Origin of the sequence: Photorhabdus kleinii (genome assembly GCF_025384885.1) — a bacterium.
GTDB classification, from domain to species: domain Bacteria; phylum Pseudomonadota; class Gammaproteobacteria; order Enterobacterales; family Enterobacteriaceae; genus Photorhabdus; species Photorhabdus kayaii.
The window spans coordinates 66627-93561 of record NZ_JAJAFY010000010.1 but is presented as its reverse complement, the minus strand read 5'-3'; the positions used below and the strand labels follow the sequence as shown (position 1 = coordinate 93561).

Genomic DNA, 26935 nt, shown 5'->3' with positions numbered 1-26935 from the left:
GAGAATGACGAAGCAATCCGATTACATTTGGTTCAATGGTGAGATGGTTCCTTGGGCAGATGCTAAAGTTCACGTGATGTCCCATGCTTTACATTACGGTACATCTGTTTTTGAGGGAATTCGCTGCTATGACTCTCATAAAGGGCCAGTGGTTTTCCGCCATCGTGAGCATATGCAGCGTTTACATGACTCTGCAAAGATTTATCGTATGCCGTTGAACCAGAGTGTCGATGAATTAATGGAGGCGTGTCGGGCAACTCTTCGTAAAAATAATTTAGTCAGTGCTTATATACGTCCATTGGTCTTTATCGGTGATGTTGGCATGGGGGTTAATCCACCTGCCGGTTATAAAACTGATGTCATTATTGCCGCCTTTCCGTGGGGAGCTTATTTGGGAGAAGGCGCATTAGATCAAGGAATTGATGCGATGGTTTCTTCATGGAATCGTGCGGCACCAAACACAATGCCAACTGCGGCTAAAGCCGGTGGTAACTACCTGTCTTCGCTTTTAGTGGGTAGTGAAGCTCGTCGTCGTGGGTATCAGGAAGGTATTGCACTGGATGTTTCTGGTTATATCTCTGAGGGTGCGGGTGAAAATCTATTTGAAGTAAAAGATGGCATATTATTTACCCCACCATTTACCTCTGCTGCATTACCAGGAATTACTCGCGATGCCATTATCAAACTGGCGAAAGATTTAGGGCTGGAAGTGCGTGAGCAGGTATTGTCGCGCGAGTCACTGTACCTGGCTGATGAAGTTTTTATGTCTGGCACAGCGGCTGAAATCACACCCGTTCGCAGTGTTGATGATATTCAGGTTGGTATCGGTAGATGTGGACCTATTACCAAAAAAATTCAACAAGCTTTCTTTGGCTTGTTTGATGGTACGACAGATGATAAATGGGGTTGGTTAGATACAGTCAATCCTTAATAGAACTATAAATAATTTAACGGGCGGTTCGTTCCCCGCCTGTTTTGATAACACGGGAGTGAAGATAATGCCTAAGTACCGTTCTGCCACTACGACTCATGGCCGCAATATGGCAGGAGCTCGCGCTTTATGGCGCGCGACAGGGATGACCGATGCAGATTTCGGTAAACCGATTATTGCAGTAGTTAACTCATTTACTCAGTTTGTTCCAGGGCATGTTCATTTGCGGGACTTAGGTAAACTGGTTGCGGAACAGATTGAAGCATCAGGCGGTGTTGCAAAAGAGTTCAATACTATAGCGGTGGATGACGGTATCGCAATGGGGCATGGTGGTATGCTCTATTCTCTGCCGTCACGTGAATTGATCGCTGATTCTGTTGAATATATGGTGAATGCACATTGTGCGGACGCTATGGTGTGTATTTCCAATTGTGACAAAATTACACCAGGAATGCTGATGGCAGCACTACGTCTGAACATTCCGGCGATTTTTGTTTCTGGTGGCCCTATGGAGGCGGGTAAAACTAAATTGTCAGATCAGATTATTAAATTGGATCTGATCGATGCAATGATCCAAGGCGCGAACCCGAAAGTCAGTGATGAGGATAGCAATCAGATTGAGCGCTCAGCTTGCCCAACTTGCGGTTCCTGCTCAGGTATGTTTACTGCTAACTCTATGAATTGTCTTACAGAAGCACTGGGTTTGTCTCAACCGGGGAATGGCTCATTACTGGCTACTCATGCAGATCGTAAGATGCTGTTTCTGAATGCAGGCAAACGCATTGTTGAGTTGACTAAGCGTTATTATGAACAAAATGATGACAGTGCTCTGCCGCGTAGTATTGCAACGAAAGCCGCATTTGAAAATGCAATGATGTTGGATATTGCAATGGGTGGTTCAACAAATACTGTGCTTCACTTACTGGCTGCGGCGCAGGAAGGGGAGGTTGATTTCACTATGGCGGATATTGATCGTTTGTCTCGTCAGATCCCTCATCTATGTAAAGTTGCACCAAGTACACAAAAATACCATATGGAAGATGTTCATCGTGCTGGTGGTGTGATCGGTATTTTAGGTGAGCTGGATAGAGCGGGTTTGCTGAATCGTCAGGTTAAAAATGTTTTGGGTCTGGATTTGTTACAAACGCTTAATCAGTACGATGTGATGCAGATGGTAGATGAGTCAGTGAAGGAGATGTATTCGGCAGGCCCTGCGGGTATCCGTACTACTCAGGCATTTTCACAAGATTGTCGCTGGCCTTCGTTGGATACTGACCGTGTAGAAGGGTGTATTCGCGACATTGAACATGCCTATAGCCGGGATGGTGGTCTTGCTGTTCTATTTGGTAATTTGGCTATAGATGGTTGTATTGTAAAAACCGCCGGGGTTGATGAGGGCAGTCTGACGTTCCGTGGGCCAGCCAAAGTTTACGAAAGTCAGGAAGATGCGGTTGATGCGATCTTGGGTGGAAAAGTCGTTGCTGGTGATGTAGTGGTCATTCGTTATGAAGGGCCAAAAGGTGGGCCTGGCATGCAGGAAATGTTGTATCCGACGACTTATCTAAAATCTATGGGGCTAGGCAAAAGCTGTGCATTGATTACCGATGGGCGTTTTTCTGGTGGTACCTCGGGTTTGTCGATCGGTCATGTTTCTCCGGAAGCGGCTAATGGGGGGCTAATCGGTTTGGTTCAAGATGGCGATATTATTGATATTGATATTCCACGGCGGAAAATTCGACTTGATGTAGATGAAAGGGTACTTGCTACCCGTAAAGAAGTGGAATTTGCCCGCGGTGATAAATTGTGGACGCCGAAAGCTCGTGAACGTCAGGTATCGTTTGCCCTGAGAGCTTATGCTTCATTGGCGACCAGTGCGGATAAAGGGGCCGTCCGTGATAAATCTAAGTTAGGGGGATAATCTCATGGCTGCATTTCTTCCCTTAACTTCCGCACCAAATGGTGCAGAGTATTTGAAAGCGGCATTAAGTACGCCGGTTTATGAAGTTGCTCAGGTGACGCCCTTGCAGGAAATGGAGAAAATTTCTGCCCGCTTAGGAAATACTATTTTGGTAAAGCGGGAAGATCGGCAACCTGTTCACAGTTTCAAGCTCCGTGGTGCGTATGCCATGATTGCAGGTTTGACTGAGGAACAAAAAAACCGGGGAGTGATTACTGCGTCAGCCGGTAACCATGCTCAGGGGGTTGCACTTTCTGCCAATCGTTTGGGAATAAAATCTCTGATTGTTATGCCGGTTACTACTGCGGATATTAAAGTCGATGCAGTCCGTAGTTTCGGTGGTAAGGCTCTGTTGTATGGTGCTAATTTTGATGAGGCTAAAGCTAAAGCAATAGAAATGGCACAACAGGAGGGCTATACCTTTATTCCTCCGTTTGATCATCCCGCTGTAATCGCAGGTCAGGCAACACTGGCGATGGAACTTTTGCAACAGGATGTGCGCTTGGATCGCATCTTTGTACCTGTTGGTGGTGGTGGCTTGATTGCTGGAGTGGCAGTGTTGATTAAGCAACTGATGCCAGAAATTAAAATCATTGGGGTGGAAGCGGAAGATTCAGCTTGCCTGAAAGCGGCGATGGAAGCTGGACATCCGGTAGATTTACCACGAGTTGGCTTATTTGCTGAGGGTGTTGCTGTTAAGCGTATCGGTGATGAAACATTTCGTTTGTGTCAGCAATATGTGGATGATGTTATCACGGTAGACAGTGATGCTATTTGTGCGGCGGTAAAAGATCTGTTTGAAGATGTACGTGCGATTGCTGAGCCATCCGGTGCATTGGCGCTAGCTGGATTGAAAAAGTATGTTCAGCAGCATCAACTTAAAGGTGAACGACTGGCACATATTCTTTCTGGCGCTAACGTGAGCTTCCACGGGTTACGCTATGTCTCTGAGCGTTGTGAATTGGGCGAGCAGCGGGAAGCATTGCTGGCAGTGACTATTCCTGAACAGAAAGGGGGGTTCCTGAGTTTTTGCCAGAAATTGGGCGATCGGGTGGTAACAGAGTTTAATTATCGTTATACGAATGCAGATCCTGATCAGGCTTGTCTTTTCGTTGGTGTTCGCCTGAGTCGTGGTGAGGTAGAACGGCGGGAAATTATCGAGGAATTACGTACCGCAGGATATCAGGTTGCTGATCTTTCAGATGATGAAATGGCGAAATTACATGTTCGTTATATGATCGGCGGTCGTCCATCTAAGCCATTGAAAGAGCGCTTGTTTAGTTTTGAATTTCCTGAATCGCCAGGGGCTTTGCTCAAGTTCCTACAAACTTTGGGAACTCACTGGAATATTACGTTATTCCATTATCGCAATTATGGTACAGATTATGGCCGGGTATTAGCGGCATTTGAATTGTCAGGAGCGGAAGTGCGTTTTAAGCGTCATCTTGATGCATTAGGCTATGCGTATCACGATGAGACGGATACCCCCGCGTTTAAATTCTTTTTAATGTGCCAGGCGTCTGAAGCAGCCGGAGGTTGATCGGTGTCTTGGTAATGAAAAAACATGTTCTATAAAACGACAAAATAGCGCCTGGATAAGGTGCTATTTTGACAAGATTTAATATTCGCCTAGGTTCCACTGGAAAGAGCTCTATAATAAATTCTTTGATTATTGTGCTATTTCTTTTCTCCAACAGTGGGTTTTGCCAACCAGATAAAGATCAGCAAGATCAGAAAAATAAAGCCAAATAGCCAATAAATCTCGTTAGCAGCAATAATCAATCCCTGATTGGTGATTTCACGTGCCAGAGAGTGACTGACTTGGGCGTGTGACATCCCTAGTTGTTCCATTTTTTCATAGGCTTGTTGGGCAATAGGATTATGGGGAGTTATCGATTCAGTTAACTGAACGTGGTGGACAGCTTCGCGACGGGACCACATGGTGGTGGTAATTGAAGTACCTACGGATGTTGCCAGCGTGCGTAAAAAGTTGAACAAGCTACCGGCAGAGGCAATTTTAGCGGGTTCAACGTCAGATAATATAATGGCTGTTAGTGGCATAATTAAACAGGCGATAGCAAAGCCCTGAATAAATTGTGGCCAGGCAGCGGTGGCAAAGTCCATTGATAGCTCAAAGGTATTCGTTCTCCAAAAGAAACAGAGTGCAAAAATGATAAAGCTAAACATAACCAAATAACGCATATCAATTTTTGAACTAAAACGACCAATGAGTGGAACGAGCATTATCGGCACTATTCCTAATGGAGCCATTACCAATCCTGCCCAAGTGGCTGTATAACCAAATACCATTTGCAATAGTTGAGGCTGCAAAACCAGAGTGCCTATATGGAGTAGGAAAGCAAAACTGATACATAAAGTACCGATAGTAAAATTACGTGATTTAAATAGTGATAAATCAATGATCGGATCATCATCGGTGAATTCCCAGATGATCAGGAAAGTTATGGCAATAACTGCGATAATGGCTAATGCAATAATTTCTGTTGAGTTGAACCAATCAAGCTCTTTTCCTCTATCAAGCAATAGCTGAAAACAACCAACACCGATGACCAATAAAATTAGTCCTACGATATCAATTGACCTAGCTGTTGTTTCAGTTTCCCGGTCTTTTAACAGCATCCAGGTGATAGCAATGGCAACAAAGCCAACAGGAACATTGATGAGAAAGATCCATCCCCAATGGTAATTGTCGCTGATCCAACCGCCGAGTATCGGACCACAAACCGGAGCGATAACGATAGTCATTGACCACAGTGCCAATGCCATATTGCGTTTTAGCGGAGGATAGTTGTTGAGTAGTAAACTTTGCGAAAGGGGCATAATTGGCCCGGCTGAGATACCTTGCAGAATACGGAAAATAATCAACATTTCTAGGTTATTGGCAATACCGCACAACCAGGAAGTGATAACAAACAAGATCATTGAAATTAAGAAAACCCGGACTTCCCCGAACCGTTTTGCTAACCAGCCTGTTAATGGGATAGAGATCGCGTTAGCAACAGCAAATGAAGTAATTACCCAAGTACCTTGTGATACTGATGAACCCAGATCTCCAGCAATTGTTGATATTGCAACGTTAGCAATAGTCAGATCCAATATTTGTAAAAAAGCGGCTAATGCTAAAGCCAGGGTTAGCCAGCCAAGTTTGGCTCCTGATAATGGCTCTTTTAGCATGTTAACCTCACTTATTTTGACTGGTATTAACTTGAATGATTTCGTTAATTAGCTGATCAATTTCTCCGGTGTTGTAAGTTAAGACGTTGGTTTCATAAACAATGCCATTACGAGGCGTGTCGGCAAGCACCAGACCATCCCGATTTCGGGTATCAACCGTGGCGTGCATGGATAAACCGATGCGTAAAGGATGATCGATAAGTTGTTGTGCTTCTAGTTCAACACGGACAGGTAAACGTTGAACCACTTTGATCCAGTTACCGGTGGCATTTTGTGCTGGTAATAAAGAAAATGCACTGCCAGTTCCCATATCAAGACCAACGATCTGACCTTTATAAATGACATCATTGCCATAGAAATCGCTAATCAGTGTTACGGGTTGACCAATACGGACATTGGCGAGTTGAACTTCTTTAAAGTTAGCTTCGACCCAAAGTTGGTCAGCGGGTACGATAACCATCAATGGAGCGCCACTTTTTATTTGTGAGCCTACTTGAACACTGCGGCGTGAAACGTATCCTGTTACCGGCGCTACAATCTGGGTGCGCTGTAAGGTTAACCATGCATCGCGGAGTTGGGAAGCGGCCAGTTTAATGGCAGGTTGTTGATTTAATGGGGTGTCTATAACTAGTGCTTTGTTAGCATAATATTGTTGTCGGGCAACATTTAGCTCAGATTTTGCCATTTGCACGCTATTGCGGGAATGAATCAGATTTTCTTTGGCGATAGCACCTGTGAGTCCCAAATGTTCACGTCGTTTTAAATCATCTTGAGCCTGTTGTAATGCCGTTTGTTTGAGCGCAATATTAGCTAATAGTTTTTCATTATCAATAATGGTTTGGTGAGTTTGTCTGACATTATTAGCCAATATATTTTTCGCTCGCTCAAAAGCATGTTCCGCATCAATAGAGTCTAAACGTAGCAAAATATCGCCTTGCTGAACGAAGTCGGTATTATCAGCATAAATAGCGGTTACGCTGCCGGTGATCTGGGCCATTACTTGTACCTGATTACCAACAACGTAAGCATCATCAGTTGCTTGATAATGACGTAATGAAATAAGCCAATAGGCGAAGTAACCTAACCCGGCAAAAATAAATAAGAGAGTTGCGAGGATCAGTGTTAACTTACGTTTTGACTTTTTCTCATTAAGCGGAGGTGATTGTATTTCTCCGTCCATGTGTTCTCTCCCATCACAGTGATTAAAAATAAATTCGTCTTAATTAATGTGCTTATATTTGATTAAACACCTTGGAGTCGACTACAAGGTCAAGCCCTTCTCATCTGATAAAATGAAAATTGCTAATATTTAGCACTTAACGCCAAAAGCATGATTTAATATTAAAATTGTTTATTATCGTTATTAACATTTATCAGAGAGGCTGGATTGTCTATCTGGCAATGATTAACAGTATTTTGTGTCAGTACCCAGAACATTTATCTGGGTACAAATAATCACATAATAAGGATACGAAGCTATTGATGTTAATTATTTAACTGACTCAGGCAGTCATTCCTCCATCAATAACGAATGTTTGCCCGGTGATGTAGCGTCCTCCGGGGCTGAGCAGGAAATTGATTGCCAGAGCAATATCTTCCACTGAACCTAAACGGCCCAATGGAATGGTAGATAACAGTTTTTTCCTGTGTGATGCAGGGATATGATCCAACATTTCAGTATCAATAAAGCCAGGCGCAACGGTATTGACTCGAACATTAAATCGGCCAACTTCAACCGCTAACGAGCGGGTAATACCGATCATAGCGGCTTTGGTTGCAGCGTAGTTAACTTGCCCTGAGTTGGCTTTAAACGCAGTGACTGAGCTTATGTGGATAATGCAGCCTTCTCCCGCAGTAATCATTTCAGGGAGAAAAGCGTGATTGACTAAATAAACAGAAGAAAGATTGGTAGAAATGACATTGTGCCACTCTTCTTCTTTCATATTTATCAGTAATGCATCTTGTGTAATTCCGGCGTTATTGATGATGGCATAGGGAGAGCCATATCGTGAGATAAGCTCTGTTGACAATGTTTTGACTTCTTCGGCGTTTGAGACATCACATTGATAGCCCTCACAGCGATAACCTTGCTGTTCAATTTCCTGACATAATGTTTGAGCTTCATTTGTGCTTGATTTATAGGTAAAAACCACGTGATAGTTCTGAGCAGCCAGCATTTTTACTATGCCTTTGCCGATACCACGTGATCCTCCTGAAATAAAAACCCAAGGGGTGCTGATACTCATTAAGTTATTCCTCTAAATTTTTGCCATCCGTCTGCCAATACCGCATTCATCAAATCTTAGTTGGCAATCTGCTTTCTTTTTGTTGTTCCCATCAGACTCATCTCAACAACTAAAGAGATTTTGCCATTCAGCCAGATCGGGATTTCCAACGTACCGTATAACGAACCATCAACGTCGAATGTATCTTTTGGTAGGATCATATATTCGATCTTTGGCATTTCATCTGGGATTTGGCGATTAAGCAGCGCTGGAGAGAAACTCACAGTGTGCATAACATGCAAAACAATGAGGTCTTTGAGGCATGTTTCATCATGTTCTTGTTTGCCAAAATAGGTTTTAAATTCTGTTGCTAGTGCAGTTTTGGCACTTTGCTGCATAAAAAGATAAAACATCAGAGCATCAAGAAAGATCCAGAATTCATTGACTTCTGGAAAGGTATGTTTAAATTCGATGGATTTTTTTATTGTCTCTTGTATGGGAACTTGGCAACGTGGTTTTTCGGGAAAGCTAGTTTTTTGTGAAAAATCGAAACAACTATAGTGACCAACTAGAGGTTTCAGGTTGGTTGTTTCGTCTTGCAGATTAAAGGTCGTTTTCCCATTTTGGTCAGTGTGCTTAGTTTTGACGCAATAGCAGGCATCCAGAGGTACGGGATTGCGTAAATTAACGTGCCACTGTCTGCCCATTTCCCCATTTGGTTGTGACAGATAATCATATCCGCTTTTGAGCGGGATCATTGCCAGCATGCCGTGTACTGCAATACCACCCAACCCGACTTCTCTAGCGATTTTTTCATCAAAATGGATAGGATTGTAGTCGCCAGAGAATTTAGCCCATTGACTGAGATCTTCTTTACGAAATTGAACGTTCATCTGTCGGCTTTCCTGAAAATAAGTGCACAGTTTGTGCCACCGAATCCGTAGTTAACATTTAAAGCAGTGTCAACAACTTGGTGAGTTCGGTGGGTATTGGGGACATAATCCAGATCGCATAGCGGATCAGGGTTATTCAAGTGCATCGTTGCGGGAATCGTTGCTGTCTCTATCGCTTTGAGACAGAAAATGGATTCAATTGCTCCGGCTCCGGCAATAAGATGGCCTGTATAGGATTTTGTACTGGAAATAGGGATACGATAAGCGTGCTCGCCCAGGCTTATTTTTAGAACATCGGTTTCGTTAATGTCGTTTAATGGGGTTGATGTCCCATGAGCATTAATATAGTGAATATCTGAGGTGGAGAGCTTGGCCTGTTCCAGCGCCATCTGAATCGCCATGACCCGTCCTTTGCAATCTGGTGCCGGGGCTGTCATATCTGACGCATCAGAGTTATTGCCATAGCCAATCACTTCCGCCAGTATTTTGGCTCCCCTGGCAACAGCGCTGTCATAGTCTTCAAGGCATAATATTGCAGCGCCTTCCGACATAACAAAACCACTACGATCTTTACTGAATGGGCAGCAGGCCTTTTCGACAGATTCCTGTTCTTTACTCAATGCTCCAAGAATGTCGATACTCCAGACAATGAATGGATCTCTGATGCTTTCACCGCCCCCTGCTAGCATCATTTTAGTGCGTCCACTGCGGATAAGTTCAAACGCATCACCTATCGCCATACTGCCAGTTGCACAAGCTGCAACCGGGGTATTTTGATATCCCCGTAAATTCCAGTTCATTGAAATTGCCGCTGTCCCTACGCTGTGCATAGACATAATATTGGTCATAGGTGAAGCAATGCCTTGATCAGCATAGGAATGGCTGTTTTCAACGGTTGCATCTTCTCCACCCCAGCCAGTGCCAAAAATGACGCCGCGTTCAAAAGGAGAATAATTTTCGTCAAGAGCGGCTTTATCGTGACCAAATGCCATCTTGATTGCTTCATCCGCAGCAATCAGCCCAAGTTTGCTGAATTTGGGCAGGTTCTTTAATAACTTTTTGGAAAACCGAGATACATCAGGAGAAAAAGGGATATTGCCGAAAAACTTTGCTACGACAGAAACGTCTGGGTGGTCTTCCTTTTTGTAGCCTACACGATAGTTTAGAATTGCGTCCCAAATTTCTTGGGTATTTTGCCCAAGTGAACAGATAGAACCATAGCCTGTGACGGCAACGCGGTGATAGCCTGTTTGAATATTCATGAAACATTATTTCCAAAATTTATTTCCTGGTGACATGCTTTATTTTTAATACAACCAAATAATAGGATTGGCAGATAAAAGCATCATAAAAATGAATGTTAGCTGCATTGTGATATCGTCATAGACAGCTAACATCCAAGTGCATTGGTGATGATTATTTTGTTAATTCACTGACATAATTGACGAAATCACCGATTGTCGTCGTGTTATCTCGTTGGAACTTATCGAAATTCAGTTGAATTCCCATTTCTCTTTTTAAAGCAACCTGAATAGAAACAAAATCCAGACTCACCAGATGAATATCATCAAGCAGGGTGTCAAGAGTAATATCTTCTGGTTCGATATCAGTTAATTCAGTAATTTGAGATTGAAGTAATTCAAATAGTTTCATATTAATATCCCCTAAAAATTTGAAAAATATTGGCGGAGCTTAGGTGCAGGAATATATACCCGTTATCTTTCAAGTTGCCTCTTTGTTGGCTGCACTTGCTCATCCCGGTCACACAGTTAGCTGTGCTCCCGGGGATTCGCTCCGTTGCCGTCGTGATGCATCTTGAAATCCATAGGGTGTAGGTACCAATTAATAAATGCGTTATTCCTGCCACACCGTTTTTTAAATATCGTTTTGCTATTATTCCTGGGTGATTAAAGATTTCCCTGAAATTTTAAGTAAGTTATATGTTTCTTGTTTGATAGCGCTAGCCAATATCTCAATATCATCTTGGCTTGTGGTATATCCGAAACTGATGCGTACCGCACTATCAATACGATCATCGGGGAGCCTCATAGCAGCCAGAACATGAGAACGTTGTGTTGATTTGTTATTGCTACAGGCTGATCCTAAGGATAAAGAGATGCCGTAACGTAAATCTAGCCTGCTGGCTAGCGATTCAGCACGAATACCAGGGAAACTTAAATTGAGAGTCCAAGGTGCCTGAAACGCTGGATTGGTATTACCATTAATCAGGTAGTTAACATGATATTGATCTAACAGAGATAGCAAGGTTGTTCTGAGCGCTTTGTAAGTATTGAAGCGTCCTTGCAAGCCGTTCAGTGATTCTTTAGCTGCCGCTGCCAGTCCAGCAAGTCCTAAGGTGTTCTCAGTGCCGCTGCGTACTCCTTGTTCTTGCCCTCCACCATGTAGCAAGGGATTTAATTGAATACCTGGTGCATGGTAGAGTCCACCAATACCTTTCGGGCCGTTAAACTTATGGCCGGAGAAAGATACGGTCGTTACGCCGGAAAGTGTGTCACAGCTAAAAGGAAGCTTACCAATAGCCTGTACTGCATCGATATGTAGATAAACACCGGCCTCTTTTGCTAAAGAGGCGACCGCTTCATAGGGCTGGATCACGCCGGTTTCGTTGTTAATCGCCATCAATGTGATCAGACGTGTTTGTGGTCGTAGGTTTTCCTGGATACTTTGTACACTGATCCGTCCTTGATTATCGGGATTGATCAGCGTTAGCTGGAGCCCGTGTTGCTGATACCAGAGTAACGGTGCCAGAACAGACGGATGCTCAATGGAAGAGCTAATAACATGATGAGCAGACAGATCCGAACCGGAAAGTGTTGCTAACAAGCTGGATAAGGCTTGGTTATTACTTTCGGTTCCCCCTGATGTAAATAGGATTTGCTCAGGGACTGTGCCCATCAATGCAGCCATCGATCTTCTAGCGTCAGTGAGCAACTTTTTCGCCGTGCCACTTAAGCTGTAGTGGCTAGACGGGTTAGCAAAAATAGACATTGCGTCTTTAATCGCCAACTGCGCTTTAACACTTAGCGGTGTTGTGGCGTTGTAGTCGAAATATAGACTTGTCATATTTTTCCCTTTAGCTGCTCAAATAGCTTATGCAGCATATCAAGGCAGTGTTGCTGTGCGGGTTCTAACTCGCCTAATAATGCATCTATTCCCTCAGGCGATAATGCATTCAATTCTTCGAGAGTCTTACCTTTAGCATGACGACAAAATTGGTTAGACATTGCCAGAGAGGCGGTACATCCCCATGCACGAAAACAGGCATTATTTACCCGCCCTTGGTTATCCAGTGTCAGGTCGATATCAACCTTGTCACCGCATACAGGGTTACCTAATGCCAGTTTAATGGTGGGGGCAGATAACATCCCTTGGCAGTCAGGATTGCAAAAGTTGTCAATAATGATGTTGTTAAACATAATTCCACCTTGCTATTTATACAGCGGGTGTAGCTGAAGTACCTTCATCGTCTGACATTTTTCTCTCAAGGTTGACTGCACAGCAACCAAACTCTTTAGCAGCAGCGGTACGCATAACAAACTGAACTCGCTGAGAATTACGCCAGGATTTATTAGGATCGGTACGCAAATAGACCAAATCTTCTGTCAGTAACATGCCGGGAGTGGAAACAGAGAGTGGATCTAGGATCACTAATTGCCCGGTTTCACCCTCAGGTAGCTCACGTGTTAAATCATTAGGATCACGGACGGAGAAATGAATATAAGGTGGAACATGCTTATGGTTATATTCATCTTCGATGGCAAGAACGTTTGCTTCAACCAGACCATACATATCACGTATCCGGGAAACTGGAATGCCCATCCATTCTTCGATATCTGCATTTAATTCGCCGCGGGAGATCATATCCCCGGTAAAACGTTTCCAGCCGCCCATGGTGATTACCATACTATCGCGATCTAAAGTGAGCTTGGTATTATTCTCTTTTAGGAACGTGATAAAACGATGGATCATGAATGGAGGGCCAATTAAATGACGAGTGAACTTACCTTTCCACTGGATTAATTGATTCAGTGCATCTTCTGGAGAAAAGCGGTCCTGATTAATCATATAGCGTCGGGTATCTAACAAACCTGTCAGGAAATTAAAGATTTTGACCAGTGCCATTTCTGGAATATCTTCTGTTGACGGGCATAAACATAGGCCGGCACCGCCAGATACTTTGAACATACTGCGATAATTGGAATAGACAGCCAATACTGTATGATCCATCGTATCGTGGCAACGACGATAAACGCTAGGAATTCCACTGGTACCCGTTGAGCGCATTTCATGTTCGATTTCAGATAATGGCTTGCTTAATAAACGGTGACTTTCGGCTGATTTATAAGTTGCAACGGGTATTAGTGGGATGCGAACTAAGTCATTATAATTCTGGATATCTTCTGGTTTAATACCTTGTTTTTCACAAATATCTTTATAGTAAGGGTTATTATGATAATGGAAATTAAAAGCGTCCTTAAGCAAACAGGTTTTTAATTCTTGTTGCTCTTCTTTAGACAGCTTATAGAGAAGGTCAACATCGGCTATTAACCACTTCAACGGATTTCCGCCACGAGATTTTATATCGTCATATATATTTTTGATATTTTCCATTTTTTCATCTCCGGTAGGGTAAAGAGTAGATAAATTAGTCTTTGCTTATTATAAGTTATAGCGATAAAGTATAAGTTACGTAGGCAAAAATGATAGTCATTAATAATTTATTTTTATTGAATAAATTGGCTATATTATTGCTTTGATCATTATATGGATTTGTCAATATTGTTAAAATTATGCTAAAAATAGCTGGTTTATTCAAAATATTCACTTTAGTGCGAATATGACCAGTTAATTCAAGTAAATTTTTTAATTGTCTTTTATATTTTTGTGAAGTTCGTTGTTTTTTGATCTATTGAATGTTCTTTTTGTAAATTTTTTCATTGTCCTAAGATTGGGATAATGATAGAAATAAAATATAAATAAATGCCAAATTAAAAAACGAGTACGCATGATGAAAATGGATTGCTTAATTGTGGGTGCCGGTCAAGCCGGGTTAAGTTTAGCTGCTATCCTTGCGGCTAAGAATATTAATGTCTGCATATTAGAGCGGGAGGCACGTATTGGTGATGTGTGGCGCAGGCGCCCAGATAATATGCTATTATTCACTTCACGCGGTATGACTCAACTTCATGGCTTACCGTTTCCTGGAATTAAAGAAGGTTATCCAGATAAAAATGAAGTTGCTGATTACCTTGAGCGCTATGCTTCACATCATAACCTTGCGATACATACTCAAACCGAAGTGATTGAGGTGAAGCATGATACAGATGGCTATCGTGTTAAAACAAAAGATGGGAAAGTATTTCATGCGCCTTGTTTGGTTAATGCAACAGGGGCTAATCAATTAGTTGATATTCCGGCGCTTGCTGAACGGTTTTCTACAGATATACAACAAATTGCAGCAGATCAATACCGGGAACCTAAGCAAATTAAAACGGGCAGCCGAGTTGCTGTCGTTGGTGATGGTGCGAGTGGTCGTCAGATTGCTAAAGATTTGGCAGCAACTGCGAAGGTGACATTATTTTGCGGTTCCTCCCGTCCTCTATTACCTAATAGAATATTGGGCAAAGATATATTTTGGTGGTTAAGTAAAAGCGGTCTGTTATTTGCCAATTATTACAGTTTAGTAGGGAAAATTATGCGGCGGCGTAATCCTATTCCTTGTGGTGACCTGAAAAACCATCGGCTAGCTGCTTGGGGTATAAAAATAGCGAATAGGCTAGTTGATATAAAAGACAATAAATTATGTGATTCGTCCGGCAATCAATATGAGGTGGATACGGTTATCTGGTGTTTGGGGTATAAAGATGATACGGCATGGTTAACGCTTCCCGGTGCTGCGGATGCTAATGGATTCGTTTGTAAAAATGGTCATGCAGAAGGTGGGAAAACGCCTTATCCTGGGTTATTTATCGTTGGGCGGAAATGGTTGAGTAGCCGTGGTTCTGAACTGATGTTAGGGGCTTATAAAGACACTTGTCGGGTCGCTAAATGGGTGGAAAATTATCTGAAAGAGCATGTATCATTAAAATGAATGATTAATTCATAATAGTGATATTTTACTCTGTATGTTTTATTTGTCGTGGATTGATGGTTTATTAGGTAGTATTGTTATGGTGTTATTCTGAATTCTGTATCATTACTAAGAGTGCATAATATAGTAAATGTGCTATTAGGAATAAAATGATACAGAATCTCTAACATATTGGCTTTGATAATAACGGTTATAAATAGAAATTATTTATTTTAGGTAATGTATCAAAAATATTATTTATTCATAACACAGATATTTTTCTTTGTAAAATTTAGACCTGTTAATGTTGATGATAAATTGAAATATTTTTGTTGTGCTTGCTGAATTCTGTTCTTACTGGCATGTTTTAATTCAGAGGGCCTTAATCCATATAGCGTCATACAGGTACGACTGAAGTGTGCGCCATCTGAAAATCCACTATTACAAGCTAATAAAGTCAGTGAATCTGATGAATGTATCTCATCAATAGCATGATGCAGACGTTTCCATAATAGATAACTACGGAAATTAGTTCCCATCTTTTCTCTAAATAGATGTAAGAATCGGCTTTCGGATAAATAGAGTTGGTTTGATATTTCACGAGAAGATATACATTTAACCGGTAATTCAGTAATAAGAGAGGCTGCTTTCATGATTCGTTTGTCCTGATAACAATGGCAATCTTCTATTTTACCTAAAAGGTTATTTAAGATGAAAATATCTGGAGAGGTTTCTGACTGTAAACAATTAATAAAGTAATTTGCTATTAAACTGGATGATTCTTGATTTAAGTATACTATATCTGAGCCTCTCATTTGATGTAGTAATAAATGACATAGTGGATTGGCTAGGTCTATCAGTAGATTAAAGCAGAGTTGCCCTTCCGAGTGTAATCTATGTTTAATATTAGAAGAAATAATGAATCCATGTACTTGTCTCGATTCATTTTCGGTATCAACCCTCATGAGTGAATTATGTGGTGATACACTTAATTGGATGCAAGGATGATGATGCCATTCTGTTTGCATATTATAAGAGAAGACGAGATCTTGTAGATGAAATTTATAGAATTTAATAAAATACGGTGATTTGTCTATTTTGTGTAACATGATGGTGTCCTTTATTAAATTGTTTTGTGTATTTGAATTAATTATTTTATTTAATTATTATGAATCCTTGATGTTATTTTTTAATTAAATTATATTAACTCATTAAATAATTATTATTAGTTACTATATCGTCACAATACCATTAAATAATTATTATTAAGCCGCCTCCTTTGGTATCTGGAAAAAATAATTTCACTATTGGAATATATCGTTATGACATGGCGAAAAGAATTATTTTCCACTCTGTTTTTTGCTGGTGGAATATTCGGTTTTTGCTGGTCAATCTTAACAATATCTAAATTGTTTAACGTTAAATAGCTACTATCTACTTGATATAATTAAAAGTATTTTCTTTAGTGACATAATTAATGACCAAAAATTTAATGAGGAGCCAATATTTTCATATAATTATTTTGATTGGTTATAACTTATATTAAACATATTATCATGAGAACAATATGGTTATATTTTTATGTTCTTTGTGAATTAGGCCACATAAATTATAAGTGTATTGGTATAATACCGAAAATAAGTTGTATCAGGCTTGTAATGAATAAAAAGACCTGTTAGGGCAGTTTGTTATAACAATCCCCAAAATGCTTTAATCAGGGGTTCATTAAGCCGTTTTCTCTGTACACATATACCCAATTCGAACGGTTCTACTAGAGAGATGTTGTCCAATAAAGATATGCGACTGCGTACCGGTTCAGGGCTGTTTTCTACAACGACATTGGGAATTAATGCCACTCCACAACCCAATGCAACCATAGAAACAATGGCTTCATGACCGGACACGGTAGCGTAAATCGATGGGTTGGTAATTTTATGGTGACGGAACCAGTGCTCAATGCGCTTACGTGAAGGGCCATGTTCCGGCAAAATGAAGGGAATGCTATTCCAGTCAGGGGACTTTTGTATTACAAGTGCTCGTACAGAGCAAGGGAGGGAAGGCGCAATCAGTACCAGTGGGACTTCACCGATTTTGGTGAAGCTGACATTGTCTGGTAGTTTTTCCGGCTTACCGGCGATGCCTAAATCGGCATCATTAGACTGTATCTTATTGACCGCATCTGCGGCATCACCTGTGGTGAGTTTGATTTCAACCATAGGATGTTCCGCACGAAAACGGTCTAGGATCTGTGGTAAGTGACTGTAGGCCGCAGTGACTGAACAAAACAGACGTAACTCGCCGCTTAGAGATGGGCTTTGTTGATTCAATGAGTGTTTTAGTTGCTGGTATTGCAACAGTGTCTGTTGGGCGAATTGTTTAAATTGCTCACCGGCAAAGGTCAATTTTACAGTGCGATTATCCCGTAAAAATAATGGATGCCCCAAAATATCTTCAATACGCTGAATCTGGCGAGATAATGTGGATGGACTGACATGCATTGCTTTTGCTGTACGACCAAAATGACAGCTTTCAGCCAGATGTAGAAACAGTTTGAGGTCGCGTATATCCATAGCCTATTCTCCTTTTCCTGTCCAATAATCTGTATTGCATAAAGTGCAATGTAGTATTGTTAATATATCAATTTAAGCAATGGCTTTCATGTCATATATTGAAAATATATAAACACCCCACAGGGTGGGGAAATCTAAAAAACAGTCACAGCATTTCATTGCTGAGCGCTGAGCACAACATGATAACGGAGTCACTAATGGCGAATTATTTTAATACGCTGAATTTGCGTCAGCAGTTGGCGCAGTTAGGTAAATGTCGTTTTATGGCGCGGGAAGAGTTTGTTGATGAGACAGGATTCTTAAAAGGTAAAAAAGTGGTTATCGTCGGTTGCGGAGCGCAGGGACTGAATCAGGGCCTGAATATGCGTGACTCAGGTCTGGATATCACTTATGCCCTGCGTAAAGAGGCCATTGAAGAAAAACGTGCTTCATGGCGTAAAGCAATGGAAAATGGTTTTCAAGCCGGCACTTATGAAGAGTTAATACCGAAGGCTGATTTGGTAATTAACTTGACGCCAGATAAGCAACACTCTTCTGTTGTTCGTGCAGTTCAACCATTGATGAAAGAAGGCGCTGCACTGGGTTATTCTCACGGTTTAAATATTGTTGAAGTAGGTGAACAAATCCGTAAAGACATCACTGTAGTGATGGTAGCGCCTAAGTGTCCTGGTACGGAAGTACGTGAAGAATACAAACGGGGTTTTGGTGTTCCTACTTTGATTGCAGTTCACCCGGAAAACGATCCGAAAGGTGAAGGTATGGCAATCGCTAAGGCATGGGCAGCGGCAACAGGTGCGCATCGCGCCGGTGTTCTGGAATCTTCTTTCGTGGCTGAAGTGAAATCTGATCTGATGGGTGAGCAAACTATTCTGTGCGGTATGTTACAGGCGGGTTCACTGTTGTGTTATGACAAACTGGTGGCAGATGGCGTTGAACCCGGTTATGCAGGAAAGCTGATCCAGTTTGGCTGGGAGACCATCACAGAAGCACTGAAACAAGGTGGCATTACCCTGATGATGGATCGCCTTTCTAACCCGGCAAAACTGCGAGCGTATGCTTTGTCTGAGCAGTTGAAAGAAATGATGACGCCGCTGTTCCAGAAACATATGGATGATATCATTTCTGGTGAATTTTCCTCCGGTATGATGGCTGATTGGGCCAATGATGATAAGAAACTGTTAGGTTGGCGTGAGGAAACCGGTAACACTCCGTTTGAGAATTCACCTGAATATGATGGCAAAATCAGTGAGCAGGAATACTTTGATCATGGCGTTTTAATGGTTGCTATGGTGAAAGCTGGAGTTGAACTGGCATTCGAAATTATGGTTGATACCGGTATTATTGCTGAATCTGCCTATTATGAATCTCTGCATGAATTACCGCTGATTGCGAATACTATCTCTCGTAAGCGCCTGTACGAAATGAATGTTGTTATTTCTGATACAGCAGAATATGGTAACTATTTGTTCTCTCATGTTGCGGTCCCACTGCTGAAAGAGAAGTTTATGGGTTCGCTACAGGCGGGTGATTTAGGTAAACTCGTTGTTGATAACGGTATCGATAACGCCCAGTTACGCGATGTAAATGAGGCTATTCGTAACCACCCAATTGAAGTTGTTGGCCGTGTATTACGTGGTTACATGACAGATATGAAACGTATTGCTGTTGGTGGTTGATATTGATAAAGATAAGGGGGAGAAATTCTCCCTCTTTGCATTTAATATTTATCAACCAGTAGAGTCCTTTTTCTTCACAAAGAAAACCGCGTTTCCTTTCTCCCCTTTCTGCTACAATTCTATCCCCTGAGATACTGTCCTGATATAACTTATTAAACATCATGCGATTAAATCCTAGCCAACAACAAGCTGTCGAATTTGTTACCGGTCCTTGTCTGGTCCTGGCTGGGGCAGGTTCCGGCAAAACTAGAGTGATTACCAATAAAATTGCTCATCTTATCCGCATTTGTGGCTATCAGCCTCGTCATATCGCCGCTGTGACGTTTACTAATAAAGCCGCACGGGAAATGAAAGAGCGTATGGCACAAACTCTGGGGCGCAAAGAGGCTAAGGGGCTGATGATTTCTACTTTCCACACGTTGGGGTTGGAAATCATTAAGCGCGAGTACAAAGCGTTAGGAATGAAAAGCAATTTCTCGTTGTTTGATGATCAGGATCAGATGGCCCTGTTGAAAGATTTAACAGCTGATTTACTGGAGGAAGATAAAGATCTATTACAAAAATTGATCTCTGCCATTTCAAACTGGAAAAATGATCTGCTTTCTCCACAGCAAGTTTTGGCATTGGCCCGTTCTGCTCAGGAGCATCAGTTTGCTGAATGTTATCGCCGTTATGATTTACATCTGGCGAGCTGTAATGTATTGGATTTTGACGATCTGATTACCAAACCGACTTTGTTGATGCAGCATGATGATGAAGTCAGAGAGCGTTGGCAAAACCGTATCCGTTATCTGTTGGTAGATGAATATCAGGACACCAATACCAGTCAATATCAACTGGTTAAATTGTTGGTGGGGCAAAGGGCTCGTTTTACGGTGGTGGGTGATGATGACCAGTCGATCTATTCATGGCGCGGCGCAAGACCACAAAATTTGGTGTTACTGAAAGAGGATTTCCCAAAGCTTAATGTGATTAAACTGGAACAGAATTATCGTTCCTCTGGCTGTATTCTGAAAGCAGCTAATATTTTGATCGCCAATAACCCTCACGTGTTTGAAAAACGGCTTTTTTCTGAACTGGGGTATGGTGATCCATTGAAAGTGATTACAGCTAATAATGAAGAACATGAGGCGGAAAGGGTTATTGGGGAGCTGATGGCACATCACTTTATCAATAAGACCCAATATAAAGATTACGCTATTCTCTACCGAGGAAATCATCAATCCCGCGTGTTTGAAAAGATGCTGATGCAAAACCGCATTCCTTACCGGATTTCTGGTGGTACTTCTTTCTTTGCCCGCCCTGAAATTAAGGATTTGCTAGCTTATCTGCGGGTGCTGACTAATCCCGAAGATGACAGTGCGTTCCTAAGAATTGTCAATACACCAAGACGTGAAATTGGTGCGGCTACCATTCAAAAACTGGGTGAGTGGGCGAATCAGCGCAATAAAAGTCTCTATCAGGCTAGTTTCGATCTTGGTTTGGAACAAAGTCTAACTGGCCGCGGTTTGGCGGCATTACAGCGTTTTACTCACTGGATGGATGAGATAACTCGTCAGGTTGAACGAGATCCTTTGCTAGCTGTGCGTGATCTACTACATGGTATGGATTATGAAAGCTGGCTGTACGAAACATCCCCGAGTCCGAAAGCGGCTGAAATGCGGATGAAAAATATTAATCAGTTATTCACTTGGATGAGTGAAATGCTGGAAGGTGATGAACTGAACGAAGCAATGACTTTATCTCAGGTGGTCGCGCGTTTCACATTACGGGATATGCTGGAGCGAGGCGAAGATGGTGAGGAGTTTGATCAGGTGCAATTGATGACTCTACATGCTTCTAAAGGATTGGAGTTTCCCTATGTATTTCTGGTCGGCATGGAAGAAGGGCTGTTGCCTCATCAGAGCAGTATTGATGAAGAAAATATTGATGAAGAGCGACGACTGGCTTATGTAGGGATCACCCGTGCTCAACGGGAGTTATTTTTTACTTTATGTAAAGAGCGTCGTCAATATGGCGAATTAATCCGTCCAGAACCAAGCCGTTTTTTGCATGAGTTGCCACAGGATGACTTACATTGGTCACAAGATAAAAAAATAGTGACAGCAGAAGAAAGAATGCAAAAAGGGCAATCGCGTATCGCGGATATCAAATCGCGTTTAGGGCTTGGACAAAAAAATAAGTCGTAAATATGTTGGAGATTCCCTGTATCACAGAGATACAGGGAAAGTGATTTTATTCAGGTTTGAGTATCCTGCTCGCCTAAAACAAGTGACCATTGAGCATGGCTTTGCCACTGGATTTCCTGCTGTAAAGACTCTGCCCTCAGAGGGTGTTGCATTAGCCAGCCATGAGGTAACGTTATTGTTAACGCTTCATCATTCACTTTTAAATGTAGAGCAGGGAGCGTGTCATCTCGACGACGGTTGGCAAAGATGATAGCTAACCGCAACAGACGACATAAACGTTGAGCTTGTATCAGAGGTAAGGCGTTTTGTTGATTAAAGGAAAACAAATCAATAGGGCCACTCTGGTTCTTTAGCAATGTGGCTAAGAGTTTTTTCTGCGCAGGCGTATAGCCGGGGAGAGCGAGATAATTGATCAGATAGGCTGCATGTGATGGAGCATGATGGAAATCAATACTTAGGCCAATTTCATGTATCAGACAGGCACTTTGTAATAATTCATGACATCGGCTATCAAGCTCCCAAGGTTTAGCAATCTGTTGTAGGAAGTGTTCAGCCAATTGTTTGACCCGTTGAGACTGTTCAACGTCTAACTGAAAACGTCGCTGTATATTTCGTAGTGTTCTGGTACGAATATCTGGTTCTATTGGTAAATCCAGCATGCCGTAAACAAGACCTTCCCGTAAAGCGCCGCCCGCAAGGATCATACTGTCAATATTTAATGCCTGGAAAATCGCTATCAGGATAGCAAGGCCACTTGGGAAAACCAAAGCCCGTTCCAGCGTCAATCCTTCTATTTCCAGCTCTTCCAGCTTACCGCATTCAATCGCTTTATGTTTGAGCTCCTGAAGTTTCGGCAAAGTGATCAGCTCATCCATACCTTGAGCAATCATGATTTCTTGCAGAGCCTGAACGGTACCGGAAGCACCTACACAAATCTGCCAGCCTTGTTCGATCAGTTTTGGGGCAATGGGTTTCAACGTTTCATGTGCGGCAGCTTCGGCTCTGGCGAAATTTTCTTCCGTCAGGCTACGGTCATTAAAGTAGCCTTCAAGCCAGGTAACACAACCCATACTTAGGCTGGATAACTGAGAGGCTTTTGCCCCATTCCCCGTAACCAGTTCTGTACTTGCACCACCAATATCGACAACCAGACGTTTTTCAGGGCCGCCAGTTGTATGAGCAACGCCTTGATAAATAAGCCGAGCTTCATCTTCGCCACTGATTACCTTAACCGGACAATCAAGGATTTCTGATGCTTTTTTCACAAATGCGTCTGAATTTTCAGCGATGCGTAAAGTTGCCGTAGCAACAACGCGGATTTGTGATGGAGGTATATCCTGTAAGCGTTCAGAAAAAATCCTGAGACATTGCCAGCCTCTCTCCATTGCCTGTTGAGATAAGCGGTTATTTTTATCTAATCCAGCGGCCAGCCTGACTTTACGTTTGATTCGTGCCAGTATCTGCATACTGCCGGATACTTCACGCACAACCAGCATGTGAAAACTGTTTGAACCTAGGTCGATAGCCGCATAGAGCGAAGAAGAACTCAGCATCATTTTCAGCCTGAACGTTTACGGTTATTACGTGGTGTATTATTACGATGCGACAAGTTGTTACGACGCTGATGGTTTCCTGAACGCGGACGGTGTCGGCGTTTAGGTACCGGTAAATCTTTCAGCAAGGCTTGACTGTCATATTTGCTGACCGGGATAGGGTGTTGAATATAATCTTCAATCGCTGGCAGGTTTAGTGCATATTCTTCACAGGCTAGGCTGATCGAATAGCCACTTTCACCTGCACGACCAGTACGGCCAATGCGGTGAACATAATCCTCGCAGTCGTCTGGTAGGTCATAATTAAAAACATGAGTGACTGAAGGAATGTGCAATCCACGGGCTGCGACATCAGTTGCAACTAGAATATCAATATTGCCGTTGCTGAATTCTTCCAGAATGCGTAACCGTTTTTTTTGTGCTACATCACCGGTTAGTAACCCAACTCGATGTCCGTCAGCAGCCAGATGCGCCCAGATATCTTCACAACGATGTTTTGTATTGGCGAAAATAATGCATCGATCAGGCCACTCTTCTTCCAATAACGTTTGAAGCAGGCGCATCTTTTCTTCATTAGAAGGATAAAACAGCTCTTCGCGGATACGGTGTCCCGTTTTCTGTAACGGTTCTACCTCGACATACTCTGCATGATTCATTTGCTCAAATGCCAGTTCTCGGACTCGGTAAGAGAGTGTGGCAGAAAACAGTAGGTTCATACGTTCGTTTGCTGATGGCATTCGACGGAATAGCCAGCGGATATCTTTGATAAAACCGAGATCATACATGCGATCAGCTTCATCAAGAACCACAACTTGGACCGCATTCAGATTAATGTGCCCCTGTTTGGTATAGTCGATTAGACGTCCGGTAGTGCCGATAAGGATGTCAACACCGGATCCTAGTATTTTCAGCTGTTTGTCGTAACCATCACCGCCGTAGGCAAGACCCATCTTTAGACCTGTTGCCTGTGCCAGATCTTCTGCATCAGAGTAAATCTGTACAGCGAGCTCGCGGGTAGGAGCCATAATCAGCGCTCTTGGCTGATTGGTTTGACGCTCCTCCGCTGCGGGATGAGTCAGTAAATAATGAAAAGCAGACGCTAAAAATGCTAGCGTCTTCCCCGTACCGGTTTGCGCTTGCCCCGCGACATCACGACCTTCGACAGTGAAAGGCAATGTCAGTGCTTGTATCGGTGTACAATTAGAAAAGCCCTTATTATCAAGAGCTTCTATAACCTTGGGGTGCAAGGCGAAGTCGGAAAACTTCTTTTCTGTCAAGTGTGTTTTACTCATAGTGTGGTAGAATATCAGTTAACCATTGTCTTACGAAAGTGTATCCGCTGAAATAAAGGCAACCTTATATCAGTAATGTTACACTAGCATGGTAAAAAATTATTCTTTGGAGTAAAAAATGAGCGATAAAATTATTCGTTTGAGTGATGCTAGCTTTGATACTGACGTTCTTAAAGCAACAGGTCCGGTTCTTGTTGATTTTTGGGCTGAGTGGTGTGGACCATGTAAAATGATTGCACCTATTTTAGATGAAATTGCCCCAGAATATTCCGGCAAACTGACTATTACTAAACTGAACATTGATGAAAACCCGGCAACTGCTCCTAAATATGGTATCCGTGGTATTCCAACACTGTTGCTATTTAAAGATGGTCAAGTTGCTGCTACAAAAGTGGGAGCACTGTCAAAAACTCAATTGAAAGAATTTTTGGACGCTAATCTCTGATTGAAGAGAGCTCACATTAATACCGGACGTTTAGCGTATACTATTATTTATTTCATTGACCGCTAGACGTCCGTAAAGAAGCGTGATAAGTTAGCGCTACTGCTTGTATCACATACATCATGTTAGAAGTATGTTGCATACTGAATAATCTGTAGTGTCTGATAAGTCTGTTATCTCTGGATAGTCTAAAATATCCAATGGGTTATACGGGAATAATCTGGCGTATAGCTCGTTACGTTGAGATAGTTTTTATAGAAATCAGTAATGTTTCAGCATTATCTCAACAGCGTTTTTGACAGCCTGTCAGTCTTATTTGAGCTCAATCTTAGTACTTCAAATTATTACCTTTTTATATGAATAATGTATTAAAGGTCTGATTTGTTTTTGTACAAAATAAACAGGCACCGATCGATGACGCTGCCATACTATTCACGTTCATAGTTCGAGATATACCCCGAGTTTAAGAACCCACCATTATGAATCTTACCGAATTAAAGAATACGCCGGTATCTGAACTGATTACACTCGGCGAAAATATGGGGCTGGAAAATCTAGCCCGTATGCGTAAACAAGATATTATCTTCTCTATCCTTAAGCAGCATGCGAAAAGTGGGGAAGATATCTTCGGTGATGGCGTGTTGGAGATATTGCAGGATGGCTTTGGATTCCTCCGTTCAGCAGACAGCTCTTACCTTGCCGGCCCCGATGATATCTACGTTTCTCCCAGCCAAATCCGTCGTTTTAACCTCCGCACCGGTGACACAATTTCAGGTAAAATTCGTCCACCTAAAGAAGGTGAACGCTATTTTGCCCTGTTGAAGGTTAACGAAGTTAATTTTGACAAACCAGAAAATGCTCGCAGTAAAATTCTTTTTGAAAACTTAACCCCGCTGCATGCTAATAGCCGACTGCGTATGGAACGTGGTAATGGTTCCACTGAGGATCTGACTGCCCGTGTTCTGGATCTGGCTGCCCCGATTGGCCGTGGACAACGTGGTCTGATCGTCGCGCCACCAAAAGCGGGTAAAACGATGTTGCTGCAAAATATTGCTGCTAACATTGCCCACAATCATCCAGATTGTGTATTGATGGTACTTCTGATTGATGAACGTCCAGAAGAAGTCACTGAAATGCAACGCCTGGTAAAAGGTGAGGTTATTGCTTCTACTTTTGATGAACCTGCTTCTCGTCACGTTCAGGTGGCAGAGATGGTTATTGAGAAAGCAAAACGTCTGGTTGAACACAAAAAAGATGTGATTATTCTGCTTGACTCTATTACTCGCTTAGCTCGTGCCTATAACACTGTTGTTCCCGCATCCGGTAAGGTATTGACTGGTGGTGTGGATGCTAACGCGTTACATCGTCCGAAACGTTTCTTCGGGGCTGCGCGTAATGTGGAAGAGGGCGGAAGCTTGACCATTATTGCGACTGCGTTGGTGGATACGGGTTCTAAGATGGATGAAGTGATTTACGAAGAGTTCAAAGGCACTGGTAACATGGAGCTGCATCTCTCCCGCAAAATTGCTGAAAAACGCGTCTTCCCAGCTATCGATTACAACCGTTCTGGTACACGTAAAGAAGAGCTACTCACCACCTCTGAAGAGCTACAGAAAATGTGGATTCTGCGTAAAATTATTCATCCGATGGGCGAAATTGATGCGATGGAATTCCTTATCAACAAACTGGCTATGAGCAAAACGAATGACGATTTCTTTGACATGATGAAACGTTCATAGTTTTTAACTCAGTTCATGATCATTTTAATTAGCGCCACAGTTTCGTGGCGTTTTTTGTATTCACCGCACTGTTATAGCTATATATGGCATGTATTTTGCAAGCTGTATCTGCTGCCATATATTTGAAATAAATATTAAAAGAATGATGTAAGAGCATAAGGGCCATTAATTTTTTCATATAA

The 26935-nt window shown here is 42.2% G+C and carries 21 protein-coding genes; 8 read left to right on the top strand and 13 right to left on the bottom strand.

Going from position 1 to position 26935, the window contains the following annotated elements; translation table 11 throughout:
• The first annotated feature begins 4 nt into the window (after positions 1-4).
• From LG003_RS08115 to ilvA, 3 genes are all read left to right on the top strand, one after another.
• Entirely contained in the window at positions 5-931 is a 927-nt protein-coding gene (locus tag LG003_RS08115; protein ID WP_112877332.1) for a branched-chain amino acid transaminase, read from the top strand.
• Positions 932-998: 67 nt separating this feature from the next.
• Complete coding sequence (ilvD, locus tag LG003_RS08110) at positions 999-2849, top strand: dihydroxy-acid dehydratase (protein WP_112877331.1); 1851 nt, start codon at positions 999-1001, stop codon at positions 2847-2849.
• A 4-nt stretch (positions 2850-2853) separates the two neighbouring features.
• Positions 2854-4428 (top strand): threonine ammonia-lyase, biosynthetic, encoded by a 1575-nt coding sequence (ilvA, locus tag LG003_RS08105; RefSeq protein ID WP_112877329.1) that lies wholly within the window; start codon positions 2854-2856, stop codon positions 4426-4428.
• A gap of 137 nt (positions 4429-4565) precedes the next feature.
• Here ilvA and LG003_RS08100 read toward each other — a convergent pair whose 3' ends face one another.
• The 9 genes from LG003_RS08100 to LG003_RS08060 form a co-directional block, all read right to left on the bottom strand.
• Positions 4566-6083, bottom strand: coding sequence for a DHA2 family efflux MFS transporter permease subunit (locus LG003_RS08100; RefSeq protein WP_262980497.1), 1518 nt, complete (start codon positions 6081-6083; stop codon positions 4566-4568).
• Positions 6084-6090: 7 nt separating this feature from the next.
• Complete coding sequence (gene emrA / locus LG003_RS08095) at positions 6091-7263, bottom strand: multidrug efflux MFS transporter periplasmic adaptor subunit EmrA (RefSeq protein WP_112877327.1); 1173 nt, start codon at positions 7261-7263, stop codon at positions 6091-6093.
• Between the two features lie 322 nt (positions 7264-7585).
• Complete coding sequence (gene fabG / locus LG003_RS08090) at positions 7586-8329, bottom strand: 3-oxoacyl-ACP reductase FabG (RefSeq protein WP_262980496.1); 744 nt, start codon at positions 8327-8329, stop codon at positions 7586-7588.
• Positions 8330-8385: 56 nt separating this feature from the next.
• Entirely contained in the window at positions 8386-9201 is an 816-nt protein-coding gene (locus LG003_RS08085; protein WP_262980495.1) for a MaoC/PaaZ C-terminal domain-containing protein, read from the bottom strand.
• Complete coding sequence (locus LG003_RS08080) at positions 9198-10463, bottom strand: beta-ketoacyl-[acyl-carrier-protein] synthase family protein (RefSeq protein WP_112877321.1); 1266 nt, start codon at positions 10461-10463, stop codon at positions 9198-9200. Before LG003_RS08080 ends, LG003_RS08085 begins: the two co-directional genes overlap by 4 nt.
• 154 nt (positions 10464-10617) lie before the next feature.
• A complete protein-coding gene (locus LG003_RS08075) occupies positions 10618-10854 on the bottom strand; it encodes an acyl carrier protein (RefSeq protein WP_112877319.1) in 237 nt (78 codons plus the stop codon).
• 240 nt (positions 10855-11094) lie between these two features.
• Positions 11095-12285, bottom strand: a complete 1191-nt coding sequence (locus tag LG003_RS08070; RefSeq protein WP_112877318.1) for a cysteine desulfurase family protein — start codon at positions 12283-12285, stop codon at positions 11095-11097.
• Positions 12282-12638 (bottom strand): iron-sulfur cluster assembly scaffold protein, encoded by a 357-nt coding sequence (locus tag LG003_RS08065; RefSeq protein ID WP_112877317.1) that lies wholly within the window; start codon positions 12636-12638, stop codon positions 12282-12284. Before LG003_RS08065 ends, LG003_RS08070 begins: the two co-directional genes overlap by 4 nt.
• A gap of 16 nt (positions 12639-12654) precedes the next feature.
• Positions 12655-13833, bottom strand: a complete 1179-nt coding sequence (locus tag LG003_RS08060; protein ID WP_112877316.1) for a LuxE/PaaK family acyltransferase — start codon at positions 13831-13833, stop codon at positions 12655-12657.
• A gap of 361 nt (positions 13834-14194) precedes the next feature.
• On the opposite strand from LG003_RS08060, the gene LG003_RS08055 reads away from it, so the two are divergent.
• A complete protein-coding gene (locus tag LG003_RS08055) occupies positions 14195-15313 on the top strand; it encodes a flavin-containing monooxygenase (RefSeq protein WP_315903380.1) in 1119 nt (372 codons plus the stop codon).
• Between the two features lie 233 nt (positions 15314-15546).
• Here the strand turns inward: LG003_RS08055 and LG003_RS08050 are convergent, their stop codons facing one another.
• Positions 15547-15945: a helix-turn-helix domain-containing protein gene (locus LG003_RS08050; protein WP_240000763.1), complete on the bottom strand. Its 399-nt coding sequence runs from the start codon at positions 15943-15945 to the stop codon at positions 15547-15549.
• 1035 nt (positions 15946-16980) lie between these two features.
• On the bottom strand, positions 16981-17862 hold the full coding sequence (ilvY, locus tag LG003_RS08045; protein ID WP_112877313.1) for an HTH-type transcriptional activator IlvY: 882 nt from the start codon (positions 17860-17862) through the stop codon (positions 16981-16983).
• 197 nt (positions 17863-18059) lie between these two features.
• Between ilvY and ilvC the strand changes: the two genes are divergently transcribed.
• On the top strand, positions 18060-19538 hold the full coding sequence (ilvC, locus tag LG003_RS08040; protein ID WP_262980494.1) for a ketol-acid reductoisomerase: 1479 nt from the start codon (positions 18060-18062) through the stop codon (positions 19536-19538).
• A gap of 161 nt (positions 19539-19699) precedes the next feature.
• Entirely contained in the window at positions 19700-21727 is a 2028-nt protein-coding gene (gene rep / locus LG003_RS08035; RefSeq protein WP_262980493.1) for a DNA helicase Rep, read from the top strand.
• Positions 21728-21777: 50 nt separating this feature from the next.
• On the opposite strand, the gene gppA is transcribed toward rep, so the two are convergent.
• Together gppA and rhlB are read right to left on the bottom strand one after the other, a co-directional pair.
• A complete protein-coding gene (gene gppA / locus LG003_RS08030) occupies positions 21778-23280 on the bottom strand; it encodes a guanosine-5'-triphosphate,3'-diphosphate diphosphatase (protein WP_112877346.1) in 1503 nt (500 codons plus the stop codon).
• A 5-nt stretch (positions 23281-23285) separates the two neighbouring features.
• Complete coding sequence (gene rhlB / locus LG003_RS08025) at positions 23286-24572, bottom strand: ATP-dependent RNA helicase RhlB (protein WP_112877310.1); 1287 nt, start codon at positions 24570-24572, stop codon at positions 23286-23288.
• A 118-nt stretch (positions 24573-24690) separates the two neighbouring features.
• On the opposite strand from rhlB, the gene trxA reads away from it, so the two are divergent.
• On the top strand, positions 24691-25017 hold the full coding sequence (trxA, locus tag LG003_RS08020) for a thioredoxin TrxA (RefSeq protein WP_112877309.1): 327 nt from the start codon (positions 24691-24693) through the stop codon (positions 25015-25017).
• A 476-nt stretch (positions 25018-25493) separates the two neighbouring features.
• Positions 25494-26753 (top strand): transcription termination factor Rho, encoded by a 1260-nt coding sequence (rho, locus tag LG003_RS08015; RefSeq protein WP_011148733.1) that lies wholly within the window; start codon positions 25494-25496, stop codon positions 26751-26753.
• Positions 26754-26935: the final 182 nt, after the last annotated feature.